This window comes from Amycolatopsis sp. cmx-4-83, from assembly GCF_046548815.1.
Lineage (GTDB): Bacteria > Actinomycetota > Actinomycetes > Mycobacteriales > Pseudonocardiaceae > Amycolatopsis > Amycolatopsis pretoriensis_A.
In genome coordinates, this window is record NZ_JAEBEF010000001.1 from 604,909 (window position 1) to 628,338 (window position 23,430).

Here is a 23,430-nt window from a genome sequence, read left to right on the forward strand (position 1 = left end):
GCGCACCGCCCGCGGCAAGGAGCCCGCTCTGTCTCAACGGTTGGAGCTGCCCACTCCGGTGAAGCTCGTCGTGCTCGCGTCAGGCTCCGGAACCCTCCTGCAGGCGGTGCTGGACGCCACCGGGCGGTCCGGCTTCCCGGCCAAGGTCGTCGCCGTCGGCGCCGACCGCACCGGCATCGAAGCCCTCACCCGCGCCGAGCGCCTGAGCGTCCCGTCGTTCACCGTCCGCGTCGCCGACCACCCCGACCGGGCCGCCTGGGACAAGGCGCTGACCGAGGCCGTCGCGGCGTACCAGCCCGACCTCGTCGTCTCCGCCGGGTTCATGAAGATCCTCGGGAGTGAGTTCCTCGGCCGGTTCACCGTGGTCAACACGCACCCGGCGCTGCTCCCGTCGTTCCCGGGGATGCACGCGGTCCGCGACGCGCTGGAGGCCGGCGTCAAGGTCACCGGCTCGACCGTGCACTTCGCGGACGCCGGGGTCGACACCGGGCCGATCATCGCCCAGGAAGCCGTCGTCGTGGAGCACGACGACACCGAAGACGTCCTGCACGAACGGATCAAGGCCGTCGAACGCAGGCTGCTGGTGGAAACGATCGAGCGACTCGGCCGCGGTGGCTGCACCGTGGACGGACGAAAGGTGACATTTCGTGAGCACTGACCTGGGACGGCGCCCGGTCCGCCGGGCGCTGATCGGCGTCTCGGACAAGGCGGGCCTGCTGGACCTCGCGAGCGGCCTGCACGCGGCCGGCGTCGAGATCGTCTCCACGGGCGGCACGGCGAAGGTCATCGCCGACGCGGGGATCCCGGTCACGCCGGTCGAAGCGGTCACCGGCTTCCCCGAGTCGCTGGACGGGCGCGTCAAGACGCTGCACCCGAACGTGCACGCCGGCCTGCTGGCCGACCAGGGCAACCCCGACCACGTCGAGCAGCTGCGCAAGCTGGACATCGCGGCGTTCGACCTGCTGGTGGTGAACCTGTACCCGTTCGCGCAGACCGTCGCGTCCGGCGCGAGCGCCGAGGACTGCGTCGAGAACATCGACATCGGCGGCCCGGCCATGGTCCGCGCGGCGGCGAAGAACCACGGCAGCGTCGCGGTCGTCGTCGACCCGGCCCGCTACGGCTGGGTGCTCGAGCGCGTCGCCGACGGCGGCTTCGACTTCGAGGACCGCAAGCGGCTCGCGGCCCGGGCGTATGCGCACACGGCGGCGTACGACACGGCCGTCGCTTCGTGGTTCGCCAGCGCGTACGCCCCGGACGAGGCCACCGCCGACGCCGGCTTCCCGGACTTCCTGGGCGCCACCTGGGAACGCGCCGACGTCCTGCGCTACGGCGAGAACCCGCACCAGAAGGCCGCGCTGTACAAGAGCGACCGCCCGGGCCTGGCGCACGCCGAGCAGCTGCACGGCAAGGCCATGTCCTACAACAACTTCGTCGACACCGACGCCGCCCGCCGCGCCGCGTTCGACTTCGCCGAGCCCGCCGTCGCGATCATCAAGCACGCCAACCCGTGCGGCATCGCGGTCGGCGCGGACGTCGCCGAGGCGCACCGCAAGGCGCACGCGTGCGACCCGGTTTCGGCCTACGGCGGCGTCATCGCGACGAACCGGCCGGTCACCCGCGAGGCGGCCGAGCAGATCGAGAAGGTCTTCACCGAGGTCGTCCTGGCCCCGGACTTCGACGCCGAAGCGCTGGAGATCCTGCAGCGCAAGAAGAACATCCGGCTGCTGAAGCTGCCGGCGGCCCCGGCGTCGTCGATCGAATTCCGCCCGATCTCCGGCGGCGTGCTGCTGCAGACCGCCGACGCGATCGACGCGCCGGGTGACAACCCGGCGTCGTGGCAGCTCGCCACCGGCGCCCCGGCCGACGAGCAGACCCTGCGCGACCTCGAGTTCGCGTGGCGCTCGCTGCGCGCGGTCAAGTCGAACGCCATCCTGCTGGCCGCCGACGGCGCCACCGTCGGCGTCGGCATGGGCCAGGTCAACCGCGTCGACTCCTCGCGGCTCGCGGTCTCGCGGGCGGGGGACCGGGCCAAGGGTTCGGTGGGTGCGTCCGACGCGTTCTTCCCGTTCCCGGACGGCCTGGAGGTGCTGGTCGAGGCGGGGGTCCGCGCGATCGTGCAGCCCGGTGGCTCGGTCCGGGACGCCGAGGTCATCGCGGCCGCGGAGAAGGCCGGCGTCACCATGTACCTGACGGGGACGCGCCACTTCGCGCACTGACCGCTTTCGGGGGCTCCGAGGCGAAGCCCCGGATGTCAGCGTCCCCGCGCTTCGAGAGGGAGGGCTCGATGCAGCAACCGCCGCAGTACGGACAGGGTCAGCAGGGGTACCCGGGTCAGCAGCCCGGGTACCCGCCCCCGGGTTACCCGCCGCAGCAGGGGTACCCGCCGCCCGGCTATCCGCCGCAGCAGGGCTACCCGGGGTACGGCCCGCCGATGCCGCCGCCGAAGAAGAAGCGTCTCGGGTTGATCTTCGGCATCGTCGGCGGGGTCGTCGTGCTGCTCGGTGCGGGCATCCCGCTCGCGATCGTCGCGAGCGACTACTACGCGAGCACGGGCAAGGCGCCGAGCGCGGTGCCGCCGCCGGCGGAGTGCTCGATCCCGGCGCAGGTGCTGGCGCAGGCCGGGTTCCCGAGCTACGTCGGCGGCAACCCGGGCAGCGCCGACACGCTGCCGGGGCTGAAGCAGATCGGCTGCGGGTTCAAGCCGGGCCCCGACGAGAACGTCCGCGACGCGACGATGAACATCCGCGTCGTCGAGTACTCCGGTGAAGACGCGGAGCGGCAGGCGAAGGACAACTTCATGCCGACGAAGCCGGAGGTGCCGCCGGTCGACGTACCCGGCCTCGGCGACAAGGCGTCGCTGGTCCGGCTGGTCACGAAGAGCGCGTTCAGCGGCGCCGAGCTGCACGTGCTCGCCGGCGCGAACGTCGTCACGGTCGAGATTTCCGGCTGGGACAAGGGGTTCTTCTCGAACTCGCCGATGCCGCAGGAGGAGTCCGACGCGGCGGTGAAGGCGGTCGGCGCCGAGGTCGTCAAGAAGCTGCCGCGCTAGGCGGGCGCGGGCAGCGCCTTGCAGAGCGCGACCGGGAACTTCGGGTCGGCGGCCCGGATCTCCCCGCAGCCCGCGGCCTTGGTCTGCGCGAACGACGTCCAGCCGCCGTCGCCCCAGCGGAACGCGGTGCGTGAAGGCGCTTCGGTCTGCTTCACCAGCAGGTCGACGACCAGCCAGGCCGGGTCGCAGGCGCGGGTGGTCCCGGCGCTTTCGGCGCCCGCGGCGGACACCGCGGCGCCGATCCACGCGGGGTCGCAGTGGTCGGCGGGCGGGGCGCAGGTGCCCTGGCGGTCGCAGTGGCCCCAGCCGGTACCGAGCTTGTGCCAGGCGTTGCCGGTGTCGGAGTTGAGGATCACGGTCCGGTCCGCGACCGGCTCGGACGTGCTCAGCCGCAGCTCGGCGGGCACCTTGTCCTGGCAGCCGCCGGCCGCGGGCCGCGTCGAATAGACGACGTCGGCGCGGATGTCGGTCTTCGCCTCCACGAGCTGCTCGATCCGCGGCTCCCGGACGCAGCCGGGGTCCTTGCCGGGCAGCGCGACCTGCACGAACAGGGTCGTTGCGTCCGGGCCGGGGCGGATCCCCGTCACGTCGGCGCGGAACGAGCGCCACTCCGCGCCCATGGTCGTCGGCCCCGGGGCCGCGGCCGTGGCGCCGGGCACCCCGCCACCGGCGGTCAGCACCACGGCGGCCACCGCGCCCGCCGCGACGAGCGCGCCGGCGATCCACAGGACCGGCCGTCCCAGCCGTTCGGTCATCGCCACCCCCAAGTCCACCGGGCAATCTAGCCGACCCCGTCGCACCCGGTGGGCGGACCGGGCTATTGGCGGTCCTTCTCCAGGTACACGGCCCCGGCGATGTGGCCGCCGGCTTCGGGTGGCTCGGTCAGCCGGTAGCCCGCGCGCTGGTACATCGTGATGTTGCGGGTGCTGCGCGCCCCGGTGAAGAGCGAAAACCGGCGGGCTTCGGCGGGCGCCTGCGCTTCGGCGTGGGCGAGGAGCCGGCGGCCCAGCCCGCGGCCGGCGAAGTCCGGGGCGACCATCAGCCTGCCGAGCTCCCAGTGGTCCCCTTCGAGCCGGGCGCGGACGGCGCCGATCAGGCGGTGGTCCTCCCGCAGGAGCCAGACCGACCACGTCTTGGTCCAGTCGCGCACGTCGTCGAGGGATTCGTGCAGCGCGGGGATGTCGAGGGTGTCGTTCAGGAGGGCTTCCTGGACCCAGCAGCAGCGTTGCAGGACCAGTAGTTCCGGGGCGTCTTCGGGCCGGGCGTCGGTGAGCTCCACGAGCGTCTGTCTAGTTGTTCCGCGGCGGCTCGGGCAACTGGTTTGTGTGCCGCTTTCGGGTGACTTGACAGGGTCTTCGGTTCGGGGTTTCATGGTTCATGTCGAACAGGTGTTCGACGATGGTTGATAGATGCAGTGCCGCCGCCTTCCCCGCGGCGGACCAGTGCCGTCGGTCGCGTTTTGGGAGAGGCCCGACCGCCGGCCCAGTCCGTGGTGGGGAGGTGCGTGCGGTGACCGCTGTGGTGGAGCCGCCGGTGGCCCGGCTGGCGGCCCTGCCAGGGGTCAGCACGGCGAGCCGGGTGGCGGCCCAGGCCGAGCGCGCGCGGGCGACGGGAAGGGTGCTCCCGGTCGCCCCGGCACTGGCCGGACTGCTGCCCGCCGCCGGGCTCCGGCGCGGGAGCACGGTGGCGGTCCACGGCTCGACGTCGTTGCTGCTCGCCCTCCTCGCCCCGGCCACGGCGGCGGGTTCCTGGGCGGCGGTGGTCGGCATGCCCTCCCTGGGCCTGGCGGCCGCAGCCGAGTACGGAGCCGACCTGACCCGGCTGGCCCTGGTCCCTCGCCCGGGCGTGGAGTTCCCGGCGGTGGTGGCAGCGCTGCTCGACGGCGTGGACGTGGTGGCGGTCCGTTCCGAGACGGTGTCTCCGGCGGTGGCCCGCCGCTTGTCGGCCCGCGCCCGCCACCGCGGCGCAGTGCTGTTGACGACGGGAACCTGGCCGGGAGCGGACGTCGAGCTGTCCTGCCGCCGCGAGGCCTGGACAGGCCCGGAGAACGGCTACGGCCACCTCCGAGAGCGCCGGGTCCTGGTCCGAGCCCACGGCCGCGGCTCGGCGGCCCGCCCCGTGACGGCGGAGCTGTCCCTGCCGGGCCCGGCGACCGAAGCGGTCAGCGCGACGGAACTCGGCGAGGTGGCGACGGCATGAGCGTTGCTTCGCCCTTGGTTCAGCCGGCCCTGCCCGAGCGGCGGTCGAGCTGCGCTCTCCTGTCCCCGCCCGAACGTCGCTCGATCTGGGCTCTTCCGCCCTCGCCTGAGCGGCGCTTGAGTTTGGTTCTTCTGTCCTTGCCCGAGCGGCGCTTGAGTCGGGCTCTTCTGTCCCTGCTTGAGCGGCGGTCGAGTCGGGCTCTCCTGTCCTCGCCTGAGCGGCGCTTGAGTTTGGTTCTTCTGTCCTTGCCCGAGCGGCGCTTGAGTCGGGCTCTTCTGTCCCTGCTTGAGCGGCGGTCGAGTCGGGCTCTCCTGTCCTCGCCTGAGCGGCGCTTGAGTCGGGCTGTTCTGTCCCTGCTCGAGCGGCGGTCGAGTTGGGCTCTCGGGTCCTCGCCCGAGCGGCGCTCGAGTTGGGCTGTTCGGCCCGCTCTTCCCGAGCAGCGGTCGAGCTGGGCTCTTCCGTCCTTCCTCGGCGCGAGCCGTTGCCCCGGCTCGCGCTTGCCCTCGGCGGCTGGGACCGACCACGCCGGACTCGGCGCGCGGCGGTACTCCGGCCGCCCGCGCTCGGTCCAGGGACAGGGGGCCGCATGACCGTCCCAGCCCAGCGCGGCACCCCCGAAACCCCCACCCGCATGCTGGTCCTCTGGTGCCCGGACTGGCCCGCCGTCGCCGCCGCGGCCGTCGCCGGCACTGCCGTCACCGAACCCGCCGCCGTCTTCAGCGCGAATCGGGTCGTCGCCTGCAACGCCGTCGCGCGGCGGAGCCGGGTGCGGCGGGGGATGCGGCGGCGGGAGGCGCAGTCGAACTGTCCCGAACTCGTCGTCTTCGCCGCGGACGACGGGCGCGACGCCCGGCTCTTCGAGGCCGTCGCGCGGGCGGTCGAGGCGCTCGTCGTCGGCGTCGAAGTCGTGCGGCCGGGTCTCGTCGCGGTGCCCGTCGACGGCGCCGCGCCGTACTTCGGCGGCGAACACGCCCTCGTCGAGCGGCTCGTCGACGAGGTGTCGGCCGCGGCCGGCGTCGAATGCCAGGTCGGGATCGCCGAGGGGCTCTTCGCCGCGACGCTCGCCGCCCGCTGCGGGGAGTTCGTCGAACCCGGGTGCGTCGCCGAATTCCTCGCCCCGCTGCCCGTCACCGAGCTCGACCAGCCCGGCGCCGAGCGCGCGGAGCTCGTCGACCTCCTGCGCCGGCTCGGGTTGAAGACGCTCGGCGCGTTCGCCGAACTGCCGGAGCGCGACGTCGCCAACCGGTTCGGCACGGCCGGGCTGCTCGCCCACCGGCTGGCGCGCGGCCGCTCCGAACGGCCGCCGCTGCGTCGCCGTCCGCCGCCGGAGCTGATGCTGACCGAGGAGTTCGACCCGGTCGTCGAGCGGATCGACGTCGCCGCGTTCCTCGCGAAGGGCCTCGCGACGCGGTTCTGCGCGGGCCTCGCCGGCCACGGCCTGGCGTGCACGCGCCTCGGCATCTACGCGGTCACCGAAGAAGGCGAACACCTCGGCCGCGTGTGGCGCTGCGCCGAACCGCTGACCCCCGCGGGCGTCGCCGACCGCGTCCGCTGGCAGTTCGAAGGCTGGCTGCGCGCGGCACCGGGTGAGCGCCCGACGTCCGGCGTGGTGCGGCTGCGGCTCGAACCGGAGGAGACGGTCGAAGGCCGGTCGCTCCAGCTCGACCTCTGGCAGAACGGCGGCTCCGAGGAGGAGGACGAGCGGGCGGCGCGCGCGTTCGTCCGGATCCAGGGCCTGCTCGGCCCCGAAGGCGTGCTCACCCCCCTGCTCGACGGCGGCCGCGACCCCGCGGGCCGCGTCCGCCTGGTGCCCTGGGGCGACCCCCGCGAGCGCACGACCCCACCGGACGCGACCTGGCCGGGCCGCCTGCCGTCCCCCTCCCCGGCGACGGTCCTGGACCGGCCGGTCCCCGCCCAGGTCTACGCCGCCGACGGCCGCAAGGTGGGACTCACGGCCCGGGACAGGATCACGGCACCCCCGGCCGCCCTGACGATCGCCGGCGGCGCCCGCCGCACCGTCGTGGGCTGGGCCGGCCCGTGGCCGCTGACCCCGGACCGCCGCCACCCGGGCCCCCGCCGCGCCCGGCTCCAGCTGGTGCTCGCCGGCGAGGGCGACGAGCCACCCGAAGCGGTGCTGGTGCACTGCGCGGGCACGGAAAATCCACTGTGGACGGTCGAGGGAGTGTACGACTGAGCATGGACGAGGACTACGCACGACGCCTGCGCGCCTGGCTGCGAGCCGAGCCCGGGGCCGCACCCCACCAGTGGCTGCGCGACATCCCGGCCCCGGACGGAACGCGCGAACACCCACCGGCGGAACGCTGGTCGGTCCGAGGCGAGCTGCCGCCCGCCGAGGAACCCTCCGCCGGTGACGCGGGCCTGGCAGTGGTGATCCCGCTGCCCCGACCCTCCGGGGAGAACGGCTGCCGCCTGAGCGAACCCGGCCGCCGAACCCGCCGCAAGGACACCGCCCACCCGAGCGACTCCGGCCTGTCGAGTGCGCGCGGGGCTGACTCGCGCCGCCGCGAGCAGGCCGCCGAGCCGCAAAGCCCGCCCCCGATGAGCAGCGCGGAGGCCCGCAGCCGCTGGAACCACCCGTCGAACTCGCTGCGCCGTGCCGAGGCCGCCGAACCGCAAGACTTCTCGCGCGACTCGGACCCGAACCCCCGCCGCCGGGAAGCCGCTGCTGCACCGCAAGACCGCTCGCGCGACCTCGACCCGAACCCGCATCGCCGCGAAGCCGCTGCTGCACCGCAAGACCTCTCGCGCGACCTCGCCCCGAACCCGCATCGCCGTGAAGCCCCTGCTGCACCGCAAGACCCTTCGCACGATTCCGAATCGAACCCCCGTCATCGCTGTGAAGCCCCTGCTGCACCGCAAGACCCTTCGCACGACTCCGACCCGAACCCGCGTCGCCGCGAAGCCGCTGCCGCACCGCAAGACCCTTCGCCCGACTCGGACCCGAACCCCCGCCGCCGCGAAGCCGCTGCTGCACCGCAAGACCTCTCGCGCGACCCCGACCCGAAACTCCACCGCCGCCGCGAAGCCGCCGTCGAGCCGCACGAGCCGCACGAGCCGCGGCCCATCTCCGAAGCCGAAGCCCGTAGCCGGTGGAACCACCCCTCCAACTGGCACCGCCGTCGCCGCGCCGCCGAAGAGCAGCGGCGGGACGATCCCGGGAGCAGCTGAATGGGCTGGAACAACCCACCCGTCCGCTGGCAGGACCTCGCCCGCACCCTCGCCGGCGACCTCCCGCCCGGCGACCACGGCGACAGTCCCGCCTGGGGCCGGCACCGCGAGGGCTACCAGCGCCCCGAAGACCTCCCCGCCCGCGGCACCGACGACGGCGGCGAGGCCGTCCGCGTGCCCTACGCCGAGCTGCACTGCCACTCCAACTTCAGCTTCCTCGACGGCGCCAGCCACCCCGAAGAGCTCGTCGAAGAAGCCGCGCGGCTCAAGCTCGACGCCATCGCCCTCACCGATCACGACGGGATGTACGGCGTCGTCCGCTTCGCCGAAGCCGCGCGGGAACTCGGGGTCGACACCGTCTTCGGGACCGAGCTCAGCTTCGGCCTGCGCAACCCGCAAAACGGCGTCCCGGACCCCGAAGGCGAGCACCTCCTCCTGCTCGCCCGCGGTGACCAGGGCTACCGGGCCCTCTGCCGCGCCATCACCGCCGGGCAGATCCACCACGACGCCGAAAAGGGCAAACCCAGTTACGACCTCGGTGCGGTCGCCGAGGAGGTCGCCGGGCAGTGCGTCGTGCTGACCGGGTGCCGCAAAGGGGCGGTGCGCTCGGCGCTCGTCACGCACGGCCCGGCGGCCGCCGCCGAACAGCTGCGAGAACTCGTCGGACGCTTCGGGCGCGACCACGTCTACGTCGAGCTCACCGACCACCGCCAGCCGCTGGACAGCACGCACAACGACGTCCTCACCCGGCTCGCGGAGGAGTTCGGCCTGCCGACCGTCGCCACCACCGCCGCGCACTACGCCCGTCCCGAACGGGCGCCGCTGGCCGACGCGCTCGCCGCCATCCGGGCGCGGCGGGGGATCGACGAGCTCGAAGGGTGGCTGCCCGCGGCCGGGACGGCGTTCCTGCGCAGCGGCGCCGAAATGGACGTCCTGTTCCGCCGCTACCCGGGTGCGGTCCGGCGCAGTGCGTTGCTGGGCATGGAATGCGCGTTCCCGCTGAAGCTGCTCGCCCCGAAGCTGCCGCCGTTCGACGTCCCGGCGGGTGAAACCGAAGCGATTCACCTGCGCAAGCTGACCGAGGAAGGGGCGAAGGAACGGTTCAAGGGCAAACCGCACGAAGAAAAGGCGAAAGCCCAGATCGAGCACGAACTCCGGATCATCGAAGAACTCGGCTTCCCCGGGTACTTCCTGATCGTCTGGGACATCGTCCGGTTCTGCCGCGAGAACGACATCCTGTGCCAGGGCCGCGGCTCGGCGGCGAACTCGGCCGTCTGCTACGCACTCGGCATCACGAAGGTCGACTCCGTCGCCTACGAACTCCTCTTCGAGCGCTTCCTCGCCCCGGATCGCGACGGCTACCCCGACATCGACCTCGACATCGAGTCCGACCGCCGCGAAGAGGCCATCCAGTACGTCTTCGCCAAGCACGGCCGGCTGCGCACCGCCCAGGTCGCGAACGTGATCACCTACCGCGCCCGGTCCGCGGTCCGCGACGCGGCGCGGGCGCTCGGCTACTCACCGGGCCAGCAGGACGCCTGGAGCAAGCAGATCGACCGCTGGGGTTCGTTGCGCAGCACCGAAAAGGACCACGACCACGACATCCCGGACGACGTCGTCCAGCTGGCCTTCGCGCTCGAGGACTTCCCGCGCCACCTGGGCATCCACTCCGGCGGCATGGTCATGTGCCAGGAGCCGGTGAGCCAGGTCGTGCCGGTCGAGTGGGCGCGGATGGCCGACCGCAGCGTCATCCAGTGGGAGAAGGAGGACTGCGCCGCCGCCGGGCTGGTCAAGTTCGACCTGCTCGGGCTCGGCATGCTTTCCGCGCTGCACTACATGATCGACCTCGTCCACGACTACAAGGGCGAGCTCGTCGACCTCGCCGAGCTGGACCTCGCCGACCAGCAGATCTACGGAATGCTGTGCCGCGCCGACGCGATCGGCGTCTTTCAGGTCGAAAGCCGCGCGCAGCTGGCGACCCTGCCTCGCCTGCGGCCCACGGAGTTCTACGACCTCGCCGTCGAGGTCGCGCTGATCCGGCCCGGTCCGATCCAGGGCGGCTCGGTGCACCCGTACATCCGCCGCAAGCAGGGGCGCGAGGAGTGGAGCTACGACCACCCGCTGCTGGAGAAGGCGCTGCACAAGACCAAGGGCGTGCCGCTGTTCCAGGAGCAGATGATGCAGATCGCGCTCGACGTCGCCAACTTCACCGCGGCGGAGGCCGACCAGCTGCGGCACGCGATGGGGTCGAAGCGCTCGGACCGCAAGATGGACCGGCTGCGGCAGCGGTTCCTCGAAGGCGCCGCCGCGAACGGCGTCGACGACGAGCTGGCGCAGAAGATCTTCTTGAAGCTCAAGGCGTTCGCGAACTTCGGCTTCCCGGAAAGCCACGCGCTGAGCTTCGCGCACCTGGTCTTTTCCAGTGCCTACTTCAAGTTCTACCACCCGGACGCGTTCCTGGCGGGCCTGCTGCGCGCGCAGCCGATGGGGTTCTACTCGCCGCAGTCGCTGGTCGCCGACGCGCGGCGCCACGGCGTCACCGTGCACGGCCCGGACATCAACCGCAGCCTGCCGCACGCGACGCTGGAACCGTTGCCGGACGGGGGAAAGCTGCACGCGGTGCGGACCGGGCTGAGCACCGTGCGGAAGATCGGCGAAGACGTCGCGAAGCGGATCGTGGCCGAGCGGACGGAAAACGGCGACTACCGCGACATGGCCGACGTCGCCCGCCGCGTGCGGCTGACCACCCCGCAGATCGAGGCACTGGCGACGGCCGGCGCGTTCGCGAGCTTCGGCGGCGACCGCCGCCAGGCGTTGTGGACCGCGGGCGCGGTCGCCGGCGAACGGCCGGAGAAGCTGCCCGGCCTGATCGGCGCCCAGGCACCGGCGCTGCCGGGCATGGACGGCCTCGACCTCGCGGCGGCGGACGTCTGGGCGACGGGCGTGTCCCCGGACAGCTACCCGACCGAGTTCATCCGCGACCACCTCGACGAACTGGGCGTGGTCCCGGCGAGCGGCCTGGCCGCCCTCGACGACGGCGCCCGAGTCCTGATCGGCGGCGCGGTGACCCACCGCCAACGCCCCGCGACCGCGGCCGGCGTCACGTTCCTCAACATCGAGGACGAAACGGGGATGGTGAACGTGATCTGCACATTGGGCCTGTGGCAGCGCTACCACCGCGTGGCCCGCGGCAGCCCGGCGCTCCTGATCCGCGGGGTGGTGGAGAAGGCCGACGGCGTGGTGAGCGTCCTGGCCCACCGCGTCGAGCCGCTGCAGATGCGGATCAAGGCGAAGTCCCGCGACTTCCGGTGATCGAGGCCGTTCTCGAAGGGACCGGCGTCGTTCCACGACCGGACGGTGCTCCCGTCGGCCGTGACCGCTTCCCCCACGGTGGCCGGTCATCACGGCGAAGTCGGACTCAGGAGCCCGGTGCAGCAAGGAACCGGTGCCGCAGCCGATGTCCGGCACCGACGAGACCGGGATCGGCGAACTGCTCGTCGGGCATACCGGCCAACCCAATCCTCAAGCCAGTCCCAGCAGTTCGGGACGCGTGGCCAGCGCCCGCCAGTGCGCGCCGGGATCGCTCACCAGCCGCCGGTGGTCGAGGTCCAGCAGGCCCGACACGGACGTCACCGATGCCACCAAAGTGCCGTTCGGGGTGTGGAACTCCTGGGCCACCCGCGATGTCTTCCCCGTGCCCCACTCGAACGCGCAGCTGACCGACACCTCGCCGCCCGGGGTGAGCTCGTGGTGGAAGCGCAGCGTCGTCTCCAGGTTGACCGGGCCGATGCGGCGCGCGGTCAGCTCCGCCGGGTCGATGCCCGCCGCCTGCACGCACGCCCAGCGCGCGTGATCGGCGTACGCCAGGTAAGCCGGGCCGCGGACGTGGCCGTTCGCGTCGATGTCGTCACAGCGGACCGGGATCGTCACTCGGAACATGGCGCTGATCGTGGCCCGGCGACACGTCGCCGGTCTGGAACTTTTCGGCCACCCGGACGAGCGCCGCGGGGGACGAACCCGACAGGCGGCGGCAGTCGCGGCCGAGGTGGGACTGGTCGGCGTAGCCGAGGTCCGCCGCGACGCCCGCCAGCGACGTCCGGCGATTTGCCAAAAGCTCGAGCCGGCGCAGGAAAAGCTGGAACCGCCGGACCCGGTGGACCTGCTTCGGCCCGGCGCCGACCGCGTGCACGAGGTGCCGCCGCAACGCGCGTTCGCTCACGCCCACTTCGGCGGCGACGTCGGTGGCGCGCACCGAAGGACGGCCCAGCGCGTCGATCGCGGCCAGCACCCGGCGGTCCGGCACCACGCCCCGGCCGGCGACGAGCTTCTCGAGGATTCCGCGCTGCGCCAAGGGATCGGCGGCGGCGAGGGCGTCTTCGGCACGACGGGCCTCGGCGCCCCAGAGGTCGCTCAGCCGGGTCGCGCCCGCGGGCAGCTCCGGCATCGGCGTCCCGAGAACCGCCGCCGCGGCACCGCAGCGCAGCCGGACGCCGACGCGGGTCTCCGCCGCCGGGAGCCACAGCCGCAGCGGGGCGCCGACGGTGCCGACCACGGTGAGCGCGGTGCCGTCCCAGACCAGGTCCGCGCAGCCGTCGGGCAGGACGCGCAGCGGCCGCGCCCAGCCGGTCCGCCCGTGCCAGCCACACGCCAGCACCGCCGCGAGCGCGGGCGGCGGCGCGACCTCGCGGTACACCGACCGCGCCCCGGCCACCGCCAGCGGCCGCAGCGGAACTCCCATGGACCCCAGTATGCAGCGGAAGCGCGCCTTCGACGCCGAAGAGCTCGGCCGGGTCGTCGGCGAGGACGGGAAGGTCGGGCACGCCGAGGTCCGCATCGGCGACGCCGTCGTGATGGCGTTCGACGCACCCGGCGACGGGGCCGACACCCCGGCGTTCCTGCGGTCCACGTGCCCGACAGCGAGGAAACAGCTGCGAGAGCACGTCGAGGCGATGGCCTGCGTCCAGGGTGCGAAGCTCTGACGGCGGGCGCGTGTGACACCCTGGGGCCCGTGCTGGAGACCGGGGAGGACTACCGCGAAGCGGTGTTGTCGGGGCAGTGGTGGGAAAAGCGCCGGTTCACCGGCTGCGACTTCACCGGGGCGGACCTCAGCGGGTTGCGGACCCGCGGGTGCACGTTCGACGACTGCGTGTTCAACCGGGCCGATCTTTCGCGCTCGCGCCACGACGCGTCGGCGTTCCGCTCGTGCACCTTCGAGCGCACGGTGCTCGCCGAAAGCCGCTGGACGTCGTGCTCGCTGCTGGGCACCTCGTTCACCGACTGCGGGTTCGCCGGGATCGCGCTGACCGAGTGCGACCTCTCGCTGGCGTCGCTCGCGAAGGCGCGGCTGCGCAAACTGGGCCTGTCCGGGCTGCGGCTGCGGGAGGCCAACCTGACCGACGCCGACCTCTCGCGCGCCGACCTGCGCGGCAGCGACCTGACCGGCGCCCGCTTGCAGGGCGCGAAGTTCGACGGCGCCGACCTGCGTGGCGCACGCCTCGACGCGAACGCGCTCGTGCAGGGCGACCTGCGAGGCGCCGACGTCGACGTCGAGACGGCGCTCGCCTTCGCCGCCGCCCACGGGCTCGTCATCCGCTGAAACGCCGGAACCGGCGGCCGCGGCCGCCGGTTCCGGGGTGAACGTCAGTCGACCGGGGGTTCGCCCGGGTCGAGTTCGATCAGGTCGCCCTCCGCGAGGAGTTCCTCGATCGACGCCGGCAGCAGGTACGCCGACCCGCCGCCGGGCTGGTTGAACCACGGGATCGCGACGCCGGCCAGCGTCTCGAGGGGCCGCTGCACGCGGTAGACGTGGTACGGGCGGTTGACCCACTCCGGCACCAGCGACCGTTCCGCGAACGGCGTGCCCGCCGCGTACGTCAGGTTGCCGGTCGGGCCGCCGAAGCGGTCCAGCTCGCTGCCCGCGGGCAGCTCGCGCAGTTCCTTGCCGCGGAACAGCGTCAGCGGCGGTTCGCCGGCCATCGGCCCGATCGGCCACTGCTGCTGGCCACTGCCACCCCCGCCGTTGACGGCCGGGCGAGCGGGTTCCGGGCGCGGCGGCACCGGCGGCGCGGCCGGGGGCTGGACCGGCGGCGGCACCGGGGCCAGGACGGTCGGTGCCGACGGCGGTTCACGTCGCGGCGGCGCGGGCGGCGGGGCGACCTGCTGCTGCGCCATCGGCGGCGGCCCGGCCGGGACCGGCGCGGGCGGGACGGGCGGGCGCGGCGGGGCCGGCGGCTCGTCGTCTTCGAGGTCGCCGAAGAGCTCGTCGGCGCTGGTGAACGCCGTCTGCTCCTGCGGCGGCACCGGCTCCGGCTTGCGGACCGGGTACGAGCCGGTGGCGACCTCGGGCGACAGCGTCGCGACGACCCGCTGCGGCGCCGGCTCGGGCTCGGGTTCCGGTTCGGGCTCCGGCGCGGGCGGCTCCTCGGGCGGCACGTGGCCCTCCGGGTTGAGCAGCAGCTTGCCGAGCATGAACGCGGCCGCGTCCTCGGCGTCGCCGAACACCGCGGGGTTGCTGAGCTTGCCGTCGTACCAGCCGACGCGCCAGCCGTCCTCGACCTCTTCGACGCTCCAGCCGTGCTCGGCCGGCTCGCCCAGCTTGTAGCCGCTTTCGGGCACGTCGAGCTCGTCGAGCTTGGTCTGCAGCCCGGCGAGCACCGGGTGGTCCGGGGTCTCGCGGCGCAGGGCCCGGCGGCCCGACCGCGGCGCGGGAGCGGCCGGCTCCGGCTGGGGCGCCGGGGGCTCCGGCACCGGCAGGACGCCGGGGACCTCGGGCTGGGTGATCATGGTCGGCGGGCCGGGGTCGAACGCGGGCGCTTCCTCGCGCCGCGACGGCCGGCTCGGCTGGAAGGAGGCCGCGGCCTCGTCCCGGCTCGGCTGGAAGGGAGACGCGGCCTCGTCGTCACGGTCCGGCTGGAACGCCGGCTCGTCCTCGTGCCGGGCCTGGCCGGGCGCGAAGGCGTGCGCGGGCTCCTCGTCGTGGCGCTGGCCGGGCTGGAACGCCGGCTCGTCGTCCTGGGGCTCGAACGACGGCTTCTGGTCCGCCGCGAAGGAGTGCGCGTCGGCGTCGTCGTGCCGGCCCGGGCCCTGGTGGGTGAACAGGTGTTCGTCGTCGTGCCCTGCCTGGCCGGGCGCGAAGGCGTGCGCGTCCTCTTCGTGCCGGGCCTGGTCCGGGGCGAAGGCGTGCGCGTCGTCCTCGTGCCGTGCCTCCCCGGTGGCGAAGGCTTCGCCGTCGCTCCCCGTCTGGAAGCCCGCGTGCTCTTCCTCGTGCCGCGGCGGCTGGAAGGCGGAGCGCGCGGCTTCCTCGTCGTGCCGGGGCGCCTGGCCGGCGTCGAACGCGTGCCCGGCCTCGTCGGGGACCGGCTCGGCGTCCTGCTCGTGCCCGATCGGCCGGTCGGGCACGTACTCCGCGGTCTCGTCGAGGTCGGGCACCCGGCCCGGCTCCGGCGAGGAGCCGTTCGTCCCGGCGGCGTGCCCGGCCTGCTGGTCGTACTCCTCCTCGCCGTACTGGTCGTCCTCGGCGAAGCGGTCGTCGAACTCCTGGTCGTCGTAGCCGTCCTCGGCGTATTGACCCTCTTCGGCGTACTCGTGCTCCTCGGCCGGGGCCTCCGGCTCGACCGGCGCGTGCGCGGCGAGGGGAGCCTCCACCGGCGCGGGCGCCTGCGGAGGCACGACCGGGGACGGGACGGCGGCGGCGGGCGGCGGGCCCGCGGGAGCCTGCTGCGGCGGCGGGCCCTGGTGCGGCGGCGGCCCGGCCGGACGCTGCTGCGGCGGGGGCGGCGGCTGATTCCCCCGCGTGAGGTACCCCGCGGCGGCCTGCAGCGTCGGCTCGTCGACCGGGGGCAGCTTGAACCCGACCGCGCGGACGTGCTCGACGAGGTCCGGTTCGGGCGAAACGCCGTACTTGTGCAAGTAGAAGTTGACGGCGGCGGGCCAGATCCACTGGCCGTCGCTGTGGAAGGCGACCGGGACGGTGGCCTCGGGGGTCGCCGCCAGCCGGTCGATGTCGTACCCGCGTTCGGGCACCACCAGCGGCGCGCGCTCCAGGTACTCCAGCAGCCGGTCCTGCTCGTCGACCTCGAGGTCGGGCCGGTTGATGACCGGGCGGCCGGCCGGGCCGACGGTGTCGAAGATCCGGGCGATCCGGAAGTGCGGCCCCGGCTGCTCCGGGCCGAGCCCGGACATCCGCCGGATCAGCCACTCGGGCACGTTGTCCTCGGTGCGCGGGAACATCCGCAGCTCGTCGGAGTAGGCCTGGGGCGGCGGCGCGAGGTTCCACACGGGTTCGTCGCGGTTGTACTCGAGGTTGTAGCTCGAGGGGTGGTCGAGCTGGTAGCGCGCGTTGAACCAAGTCCCGCGCCCGTCCCGGTACATGCCGCCGCGAAGCCTGCCGAAGAGCGTGGCGATGTCGTGGGTGGCGAGCCACTCGTGGACCGTCCCGTCTTCGGTGACGATCTCGCCGGTCAGCTCGTGGTACCTCCCGACCGCCCGGTACTCCGCGGTGACTTTGCGCCAGTCGCGCGGGGCGGCACGCAGCAGGGCAAGTCCGATCTGCTTGACCAGGGTGTCCTGCTCGGTCGCGTTCAGCTGCGTCGTCGGTTGTGCCACGGGGACATTTTGACTGTTCGCGCGCGCGTGTGCACCCCGCATGTGGGTTTTGCCGCTCGACGACCCGGCGGCACCCGGTCTGACCTCGCGTGATGCGAAGTGCGGTAGATCACAGGTTGATCGCGGCGAGCGTCGCGAATGGACCGTGTGGGGTAGCGGCCAGTCTACGGGCAGCGACCACGCGCGCCTGGAAGCGACGCGCGGGGGCCGCTTTGCCAGAATGGGCACCGTGACGGCGAAGATTCTCGACGGCAAAGCCACCAAGAACGCCATTTTCGCGGAGCTCGAACCCCGCGTCGCGGCGCTGGCCGCGAAGGGGGTGACGCCGGGCCTGGGCACCGTCCTGGTCGGCGACGACCCGGGGTCGCACTCGTACGTGCGGATGAAGCACGCCGACAGCGGCAAGATCGGGATCAACTCGATCCGCCGCGACCTGCCCGCGGACATCACCCAGGAGAAGCTCGAAGCCGTCGTCGACGAGCTGAACGCCGACCCGGCGTGCCACGGCTACATCGTCCAGCTGCCGCTGCCGAAGCACCTCGACGCGAACCGCGTCCTCGAGCGGATCGACCCGGAGAAGGACGCCGACGGCCTCGCCCCGGTCAGCCTCGGCCGGCTGGTGCTGGGCCAGCAGGGCGCGCTGCCGTGCACGCCGTACGGGATCATCGAGTTGCTCAAGCGCCACGGCGTCGAGCTGAACGGCGCCCAGGTCACGGTGGTCGGCCGCGGCATCACCGTCGGCCGCACGCTGGGCCTGCTGCTGACCCGCCGGAGCGAGAACGCCACCGTCACCCTGTGCCACACCGGCACCCGCGACCTCGCCGCCGAGGTCCGCCGCGCCGACGTCGTGATCGCCGCGGCCGGGGTGCCCGGGATCATCACGCCGGACATGGTCGCGCCGGGCGCCGCGGTGCTCGACGTCGGCGTGTCCCACGTGGACGGCAAACTCACCGGCGATGTTCACCCGGACGTGGCCGAGGTGGCCGGCTGGCTTTCGCCGAACCCCGGCGGGGTCGGCCCGATGACGCGGGCGATGCTCGTCAGCAACGTCGTCGAAGCGGCGGAGCGCACGCTCCGAGGCCGATGACGATGACCGAAGACCGGCGGGACGTGGGCGACCGCCGGAGCGGGCAACCCCGGTTCACGCAGCTGCCGTTCGCGCTGGTGCTCCTGGTGGCGGCCGTCGCGGCGCTGCGCATCGTCCAGTACCACTGGCGGGAGGGCGCGGCGCTGATCGGCGTCGCGCTCCTCCTCGCGGGGATCCTGCGCGCAGTGCTCCCGACGGCACGCGCCGGTCTGCTGGTGATCCGCGGCAAGGCCGTGGACATCGTGACCTACACCGGCCTCGCGGCCGGCGTCCTGTTCGTGGCCTTGACGATCATCGGCGGCCCGTTCGCCTCCTCTTAGGACGCCCCAAGCGCGACTTTCATAGGGAAAGTGGCGCTTGGGGGAGTCGCGGTCAGGAAGCGAGGGCCAGCTCGCGGCGTTCGGCCTTGGCGTCACGCCGGTCGAGCCCGCCGGACACGACCGCGAGCGAGAGCCCGAAGACGGCCAGCAGCGCGCCGACCCAGTTGGGTGCCACCAGGCCGAGGCCGCCGGCGATCACCAGCCCGCCGAGGTACGCGCCGATCGAGTTGGCGATGTTGAACGCGGACTGGACGGCGGCCGACACCAGGGACGGTGTGCCGCCCGCCTTCTCCATGATCCGCGCCTGCATCATCGGGCCGATCATGAACCCGGCGACGCCGACGAAGAAGATCGTGATCGCCGCGCCGACCTTGCCCTGCGCGGTGATCGTGAAGATGCCCAGCACGCACGCCAGGGACAGCAGCGCCGCGTACAGGCCCGGCATCAGCGCGCGGTCGGCCAGGCGGCCGCCGAGCAGGTTGCCGATCGTCATGCCGACGCCGGCCAGCGACAGCAGCAACGTGACGTTCGACGGCGAGTAGCCGGCGACGTCGGTCAGCATCGGCGTGATGTAGGACAGGCAGGCGAACACGCCGCCGAGCCCGAACGTGACGATCGCCAGCGCGAGGTGCACCTGCGGCCGCTTGAACGCGCCGAGCTCACCCCGCAGCGACGCGTCGGCAGGCTTGCCCTGGTGCGGCACCAGCTTCGCGATGGCCGCGGCGGCGACCAGGCCGATCACGGCGACGACACCGAACGTGGCGCGCCAGCCGACCTGCTGGCCCAGCAGCGTGCCCAGCGGCACGCCGATGACGTTCGCCAGGGTCAGGCCGAGGAACATCATCGACACGGCCTTCGCGCGCTGGCCGGGTCCGACCAAACTGGACGCGACGACCGCGCCCGCGCCGAAAAACGCGCCGTGCGGCAGGCCGGCGAGGAACCGGAACGCGACGCCGAACTCCTGGTTGGGGGAGAGCGCGAAGAGGGCGTTGCCCAGCGTGAACAGGCCCATCATGGCCAGCAGCATGGTCTTGCGCGGCAGCCGGACGGCGGCCGCGGTGAGCAGGGGGGCGCCGATGACGACGCCGAGGGCGTAACCGGAGATGAGGTAGCCGGCGGTCGGGATGTCGACGCCGAAGTCGGCGGCCGCCTGGGGCAGCACGCCCATCATGACGAACTCGGTGGTCCCGATGCCGAAAGCTCCGATGGCGAGCGCGAGCAGCGCGACGGGCACGGCACTCCTTCCAAGGTGGGAAATCGATTGCTCAGCCGATCTCTGGATCGGTTCAGTTCAGGGTCATAAAGAAAGGCAGCCGTTCGGCCCCAGCGCCGTGAGCTGCCTACGGACAGTCCAACAAGCGAGGGGGGTCGTTGTCATCCCGGAAGCGGGTGACGATCCACACCGTAACGCCGCGATCAGCGCGGAGCGGCCAGAACTCCGGCGAGCAGGCCCGGGAACAGGGCGTCGAGGTCGTTGCGGCGCAACGAGTTGAACCGGGTCGTGCCTTCCTGGCGGCCGGCCACGACGCCGGCCTGGCGCAGGATGCTCAGGTGGTGGGTGATTGTGGACTTGGTCACCGAAACGGTCAGCCCGCCGCACGCGATCTCGTGGCCCGCGGCCGCGAGCTGGCGCACGATCGCCAGCCGCACCGGGTCGGCGAGGGCGCGGAGCACGCCTTCGACGGTGATCTCGTCCCGCTCGGGGTGGACGAGCGGCGGCAGCGTGACGGACTTGGCCATGAGCCCATTGTACGACGGCTGTCGAAATTGTCGCAGCGGCGTAGTACGGTGACTGTCGAACTACGACGTTCGTCGAACCAATCCTGCTTCGCTTGGGGGCCTCAGCCCATGTCCACACCCACGTCTCCGCGGATCTCGGTTCTCGCGTTCGGCGCGTTCGGCGTCGGGACCAGCGGTTACATCGTCGCCGGGCTGCTGCCCGCGCTGACCGGCGAGCTGCACGTCACAGCCACGGCCGCCGCCCAGCTCGTGACGGCCTTCGCCATCGCGTACGCGATCGGGTCGCCGATCTTCGCCGCCGCCACCGGCGGCTGGGAGCGCCGCGCGCTGCTGGTCGCCGCCCTCGTCGTCACCGGCGCCGGCAACCTCTTCGCCGCCCTCGCGCCCGGCTACGGCTCGCTCCTGGTGGCCCGGGTGGTGACCGCGATCGGCGCCGCGGTGTTCACGCCGGCCGCGAGCGCGGTGGCGGCCGAGCTGACCGCGCCCGAACGCCGGGGCCGCGCCGTCGCGCTGGTGTTCGGTGGCCTCACGGTCGCGCTCATCTTCGGCGTCCCGCTCGGCAGCCTGATCTCGCAGCACCTCGGCTACCGGACGGCGTTCGCGCTGGTCGCGGCGTTCTCGCTGGCGAGCGCGGTGGCCGTGCGCGTCGCACTGCCCGCCGTCGCCGCGCCGCCGAAGGTCCGGCTGGCCGAGCGGTTCGCCGCCGGCCGCGACCCGCGCGTGCTCGTCATGCTGGCCGTGACGGTCCTCGGCTGCCTCGCCGCGTTCATGGTCTACACGTTCGTGTCGCCGCTGCTGGCCGCGACCGCGGGCGTCCACGGCACCACCGTCACGGTGCTGCTCTTCTGCTACGGCGTCGGCGGCGCGATCGGCAACTTCGCCGCCGGCCGGGCGACCGACCGCTGGGGTTCGCGCACGCCGCTGCTGATCGTGGTCGCCGCGCTCACCGTCGTGCTGGCGCTGCTGCCGGTCGCGACGGCGACGCCGATCGCGGCGGGGGTCGCGCTGTTCGTGTGGGGCGTGGCGACCTGGTCGTTCAGCCCGCCGGTGCAGCACCGCCTGATCGAGCTGTCCCCGGGCCACGCCGGCCTGGTGCTCTCGCTCAACGCGTCCGCGATCTACCTCGGCGTCGGCCTGTCCGGCATCGTCGGCGGCGCGGTCCTGAGCTCGGGCGGCCCGCTGCTGCTCCCCGAGATCGCGGCCGCGCTCACCCTCGTCGCCCTGGTGCTGGTGGGCTTGGCGTGGGGGCGGGTCCGCGAGCCCCGGGAACAGGTCGCGGTCGGTTAGTCGGCGCGGGCTTGGACTTCGCAGTCGGGCCCGGGGTAGACGAGCGCCTCGTGCCCGTCGGCGAACCGGACCAGGTAGGGCGGCGCGCCGTCGGGCCCGCGGACTTCGAGGATCTCGCCGTGCTGCCCGGCCGACCCCACCGTCCGGCCGTGCACCTGGATTTCGTCTCCTGCTGTGGCGTGCATGGGGTTTCACCTCCGCATCCAGGGTAGGAGCGAAAACCGGCGCCCGGTCCCGGCGAACGGGTTAGGATCTGGGGCGTGATCAGCGAAATCGGAGGCGCCGCGCCTCGGCGCCGGTGAGCCCCTCGGTCCGGGTCCGCACCCCACGGGAGTTGCGGCAGACCCGGCGGAGCAAAGCGCATCCCTGTTGGGGCCACCTGGTGGCCGCCCCGCTCTGGCCGTTGCACGGCGCGAACCTCGGCACACTGCTGCGCACGTGCGACGCGGTCGGCGCGTGCCTGGCCGTGCCGAGGTTCCCGTGGGTCCCGGAGGCCCTGCGGCGCGGGAACACGTTGCGGCGCCCGGCATGCGTGCACTGGGTGCACGACCCACCGGCCTGGCTCGACCGCGAACGAGCGGCGGGCACCCGGGTGGTCGGCGTCGAGCTGGCGGAGGAAGCGGTGCGGCTGGCCGACCTGCCCACGGCCCGCGGCCGCACGATCGCCGTGCTCGGCCACGAGCAGACCGGCATCCCGCCGGAGGTGCTCGACCTGCTCGACACCGTGGTCGAGATCCCGATGGTCGGCATCGGCGCCAGTCTCAACGTCGCGGTGGCGGGCAGCCTGGTGCTCTACAAACTCGCCGGACTGGTGTGAGAGGGCCTCGATGAGTCTGAAGTGGACGGTCGCGGAGAACGCGTCCTGGTGCGACCTGGTGTGCGGCGGGCAGTTCCGTCCCCGGGCGTGGACGAGCCCCACGCGCACGCGGGCGTACTACCCGGACGCGGTAACCCTGACCCGCGACGCCACCGCCGCCGACGTCCTCCCGTACATCGACGACTCGGCGGGCTGCTCGGTGAAGGACAGCTTCGCGACCCTGGACCTGCCGGGCTTCTCGGTGCTGTTCGAAGCGACGTGGCTCGCGTGCGGCCCGGGCGTCCCCGAACCGGGCTGGCACCGGACCGCGTCCCCGCTGGGGCCGTCGGTGGCGCTGCTGTCCCACGGCGAGCACCAGGTGGTGGCCCACCGCGGCGACGGCGTGGCCGGCCTGTCCAACTTCTCGGGCGCACCGCAAGCCTGGCCGGGCGCGGTCGCGGCGGTGGCTGCGGCGTTCCCGGGCGTCCCGGTGGTCGGCTACGAACACGGCGACACCCTGCGGCACGCCCTCGACCACGGCGCGCGGTCGCTGGGCCCGCTGCGCGTCTGGGTGCGTTAGCCCGTCTTCGCCGCGGCCTTGGCGGCCTTCTTGAACGCCCGGACCTCGGCGAGGGTCTCGGCGCTGGTGACGTCGGCGATCGACCGGCGCGAGCCGCGGTCGCCGTACGCGCCGGCCGCTTCGCGCCAGCCCTTGGGCTGGACGCCGCGCTGCTTGCCCAGCAGGGCCAGGAAGATCTTGGCCTTCTGCTCCCCGAACCCGGGCAGCGCCCGCAGCCGCTTGAGGACCTCGGGCCCGTCCGGCTTCGGCCGCCCGTCGAGCCAGATGCCCTCGGTCCGGCCGTCGTAGTGCTCGATGATGTGCTCCGCGAGCGCGTGCACGCGGCGCGCCATCGACCCGCCGTACCGGTGGATGGCCGGCGGCACCACACACATCTCGACGAACGCCTCGACATCGGTGGCGGCGATCTTCGCCAGCGAGAACCCGTCCATCCGGTCGGCGATCTTCCGCGGGCCGGCGAACGCGTGCTCCATCGGGTACTGCTGGTCCAGGAGCATCCCGACGAGCAGGGCGAACGGGTCTTCGTTGAGCAGCTTGTCGCCCGCCGGGTCGCCGGTGAGGTGCAGTTCGCGCAGCATG

The 23,430-nt window shown here is 73.3% G+C and carries 23 protein-coding genes; 14 read left to right on the plus strand and 9 right to left on the minus strand.

Annotated features, from left to right (window positions below):
- Positions 1-40: 40 nt before the first annotated feature.
- The 3 genes from purN (at position 41) to ACLJQM_RS03125 (ending at position 3,049) form a co-directional block, all read left to right on the plus strand.
- Positions 41-658, plus strand: coding sequence for a phosphoribosylglycinamide formyltransferase (gene purN / locus ACLJQM_RS03115; RefSeq protein ID WP_410630282.1), 618 nt, complete (start codon positions 41-43; stop codon positions 656-658).
- Positions 648-2,216 (plus strand): bifunctional phosphoribosylaminoimidazolecarboxamide formyltransferase/IMP cyclohydrolase, encoded by a 1,569-nt coding sequence (gene purH, locus ACLJQM_RS03120; RefSeq protein ID WP_410630091.1) that lies wholly within the window; start codon positions 648-650, stop codon positions 2,214-2,216. The genes purN and purH overlap by 11 nt, the downstream gene beginning before the upstream one ends.
- A gap of 68 nt (positions 2,217-2,284) precedes the next feature.
- Positions 2,285-3,049, plus strand: a complete 765-nt coding sequence (locus tag ACLJQM_RS03125) for a hypothetical protein (RefSeq protein WP_247014912.1) — start codon at positions 2,285-2,287, stop codon at positions 3,047-3,049.
- On the opposite strand, the gene ACLJQM_RS03130 is transcribed toward ACLJQM_RS03125, so the two are convergent.
- Together ACLJQM_RS03130 and ACLJQM_RS03135 are read right to left on the minus strand one after the other, a co-directional pair.
- A complete protein-coding gene (locus ACLJQM_RS03130) occupies positions 3,046-3,804 on the minus strand; it encodes a hypothetical protein (protein ID WP_410630092.1) in 759 nt (252 codons plus the stop codon). The genes ACLJQM_RS03125 and ACLJQM_RS03130 overlap by 4 nt on opposite strands.
- Before the next feature lie 62 nt (positions 3,805-3,866).
- Positions 3,867-4,328, minus strand: a complete 462-nt coding sequence (locus ACLJQM_RS03135; protein WP_247014909.1) for a GNAT family N-acetyltransferase — start codon at positions 4,326-4,328, stop codon at positions 3,867-3,869.
- A gap of 230 nt (positions 4,329-4,558) precedes the next feature.
- Between ACLJQM_RS03135 and ACLJQM_RS03140 the strand changes: the two genes are divergently transcribed.
- The 4 genes from ACLJQM_RS03140 (at position 4,559) to ACLJQM_RS03155 (ending at position 11,749) form a co-directional block, all read left to right on the plus strand.
- A complete protein-coding gene (locus tag ACLJQM_RS03140; protein ID WP_410630093.1) occupies positions 4,559-5,248 on the plus strand; it encodes a hypothetical protein in 690 nt (229 codons plus the stop codon).
- 631 nt (positions 5,249-5,879) lie between these two features.
- The gene (locus tag ACLJQM_RS03145) at positions 5,880-7,442 is read left to right on the plus strand and encodes a DNA polymerase Y family protein (protein WP_410630283.1); all 1,563 of its coding nucleotides are present in this window, start codon (positions 5,880-5,882) and stop codon (positions 7,440-7,442) included.
- On the plus strand, positions 7,415-8,437 hold the full coding sequence (locus ACLJQM_RS03150; RefSeq protein WP_410630094.1) for a hypothetical protein: 1,023 nt from the start codon (positions 7,415-7,417) through the stop codon (positions 8,435-8,437). Before ACLJQM_RS03145 ends, ACLJQM_RS03150 begins: the two co-directional genes overlap by 28 nt.
- Positions 8,438-11,749: an error-prone DNA polymerase gene (locus ACLJQM_RS03155; RefSeq protein ID WP_410630095.1), complete on the plus strand. Its 3,312-nt coding sequence runs from the start codon at positions 8,438-8,440 to the stop codon at positions 11,747-11,749.
- A gap of 210 nt (positions 11,750-11,959) precedes the next feature.
- Here the strand turns inward: ACLJQM_RS03155 and ACLJQM_RS03160 are convergent, their stop codons facing one another.
- Together ACLJQM_RS03160 and ACLJQM_RS03165 are read right to left on the minus strand one after the other, a co-directional pair.
- On the minus strand, positions 11,960-12,376 hold the full coding sequence (locus ACLJQM_RS03160; RefSeq protein ID WP_410630096.1) for an acyl-CoA thioesterase: 417 nt from the start codon (positions 12,374-12,376) through the stop codon (positions 11,960-11,962).
- Positions 12,345-13,175 carry a helix-turn-helix domain-containing protein gene (locus tag ACLJQM_RS03165; RefSeq protein WP_410630097.1) on the minus strand — a complete coding sequence of 277 codons (831 nt, stop codon included), beginning with the start codon at positions 13,173-13,175 and terminating at the stop codon, positions 12,345-12,347. Before ACLJQM_RS03165 ends, ACLJQM_RS03160 begins: the two co-directional genes overlap by 32 nt.
- A gap of 10 nt (positions 13,176-13,185) precedes the next feature.
- Between ACLJQM_RS03165 and ACLJQM_RS03170 the strand changes: the two genes are divergently transcribed.
- On the plus strand, positions 13,186-13,416 hold the full coding sequence (locus ACLJQM_RS03170) for a hypothetical protein (protein ID WP_360768418.1): 231 nt from the start codon (positions 13,186-13,188) through the stop codon (positions 13,414-13,416).
- Positions 13,417-13,445: 29 nt separating this feature from the next.
- Entirely contained in the window at positions 13,446-14,033 is a 588-nt protein-coding gene (locus ACLJQM_RS03175) for a pentapeptide repeat-containing protein (protein ID WP_410630098.1), read from the plus strand.
- Between the two features lie 44 nt (positions 14,034-14,077).
- On the opposite strand, the gene ACLJQM_RS03180 is transcribed toward ACLJQM_RS03175, so the two are convergent.
- Positions 14,078-17,083 carry a glycohydrolase toxin TNT-related protein gene (locus ACLJQM_RS03180; RefSeq protein ID WP_410630099.1) on the minus strand — a complete coding sequence of 1,002 codons (3,006 nt, stop codon included), beginning with the start codon at positions 17,081-17,083 and terminating at the stop codon, positions 14,078-14,080.
- Positions 17,084-17,270: 187 nt separating this feature from the next.
- On the opposite strand from ACLJQM_RS03180, the gene ACLJQM_RS03185 reads away from it, so the two are divergent.
- On the plus strand, positions 17,271-18,128 hold the full coding sequence (locus ACLJQM_RS03185) for a bifunctional methylenetetrahydrofolate dehydrogenase/methenyltetrahydrofolate cyclohydrolase (protein ID WP_360768423.1): 858 nt from the start codon (positions 17,271-17,273) through the stop codon (positions 18,126-18,128).
- Positions 18,125-18,448, plus strand: a complete 324-nt coding sequence (locus ACLJQM_RS03190; RefSeq protein ID WP_247014891.1) for a DUF3017 domain-containing protein — start codon at positions 18,125-18,127, stop codon at positions 18,446-18,448. The genes ACLJQM_RS03185 and ACLJQM_RS03190 overlap by 4 nt, the downstream gene beginning before the upstream one ends.
- Positions 18,449-18,500: 52 nt before the next feature.
- Here ACLJQM_RS03190 and ACLJQM_RS03195 read toward each other — a convergent pair whose 3' ends face one another.
- Positions 18,501-19,682 carry an MFS transporter gene (locus ACLJQM_RS03195; protein ID WP_247014889.1) on the minus strand — a complete coding sequence of 394 codons (1,182 nt, stop codon included), beginning with the start codon at positions 19,680-19,682 and terminating at the stop codon, positions 18,501-18,503.
- A gap of 182 nt (positions 19,683-19,864) precedes the next feature.
- The gene (locus ACLJQM_RS03200; RefSeq protein ID WP_410630100.1) at positions 19,865-20,188 is read right to left on the minus strand and encodes an ArsR/SmtB family transcription factor; all 324 of its coding nucleotides are present in this window, start codon (positions 20,186-20,188) and stop codon (positions 19,865-19,867) included.
- Positions 20,189-20,296: 108 nt separating this feature from the next.
- On the opposite strand from ACLJQM_RS03200, the gene ACLJQM_RS03205 reads away from it, so the two are divergent.
- Entirely contained in the window at positions 20,297-21,475 is a 1,179-nt protein-coding gene (locus ACLJQM_RS03205) for an MFS transporter (RefSeq protein ID WP_247014885.1), read from the plus strand.
- Here ACLJQM_RS03205 and ACLJQM_RS03210 read toward each other — a convergent pair.
- Positions 21,472-21,660, minus strand: coding sequence for a DUF1918 domain-containing protein (locus tag ACLJQM_RS03210; protein ID WP_410630101.1), 189 nt, complete (start codon positions 21,658-21,660; stop codon positions 21,472-21,474). The genes ACLJQM_RS03205 and ACLJQM_RS03210 overlap by 4 nt on opposite strands.
- Before the next feature lie 197 nt (positions 21,661-21,857).
- Between ACLJQM_RS03210 and ACLJQM_RS03215 the strand changes: the two genes are divergently transcribed.
- Together ACLJQM_RS03215 and ACLJQM_RS03220 are read left to right on the plus strand one after the other, a co-directional pair.
- Positions 21,858-22,292: a TrmH family RNA methyltransferase gene (locus tag ACLJQM_RS03215; protein ID WP_360768437.1), complete on the plus strand. Its 435-nt coding sequence runs from the start codon at positions 21,858-21,860 to the stop codon at positions 22,290-22,292.
- A 10-nt stretch (positions 22,293-22,302) separates the two neighbouring features.
- The gene (locus tag ACLJQM_RS03220) at positions 22,303-22,851 is read left to right on the plus strand and encodes a hypothetical protein (RefSeq protein WP_360768440.1); all 549 of its coding nucleotides are present in this window, start codon (positions 22,303-22,305) and stop codon (positions 22,849-22,851) included.
- Here the strand turns inward: ACLJQM_RS03220 and ACLJQM_RS03225 are convergent.
- Complete coding sequence (locus tag ACLJQM_RS03225; RefSeq protein ID WP_410630102.1) at positions 22,848-23,429, minus strand: HhH-GPD-type base excision DNA repair protein; 582 nt, start codon at positions 23,427-23,429, stop codon at positions 22,848-22,850. The two genes, ACLJQM_RS03220 and ACLJQM_RS03225, sit on opposite strands and share 4 nt — an antisense overlap.
- Position 23,430: the final 1 nt, after the last annotated feature.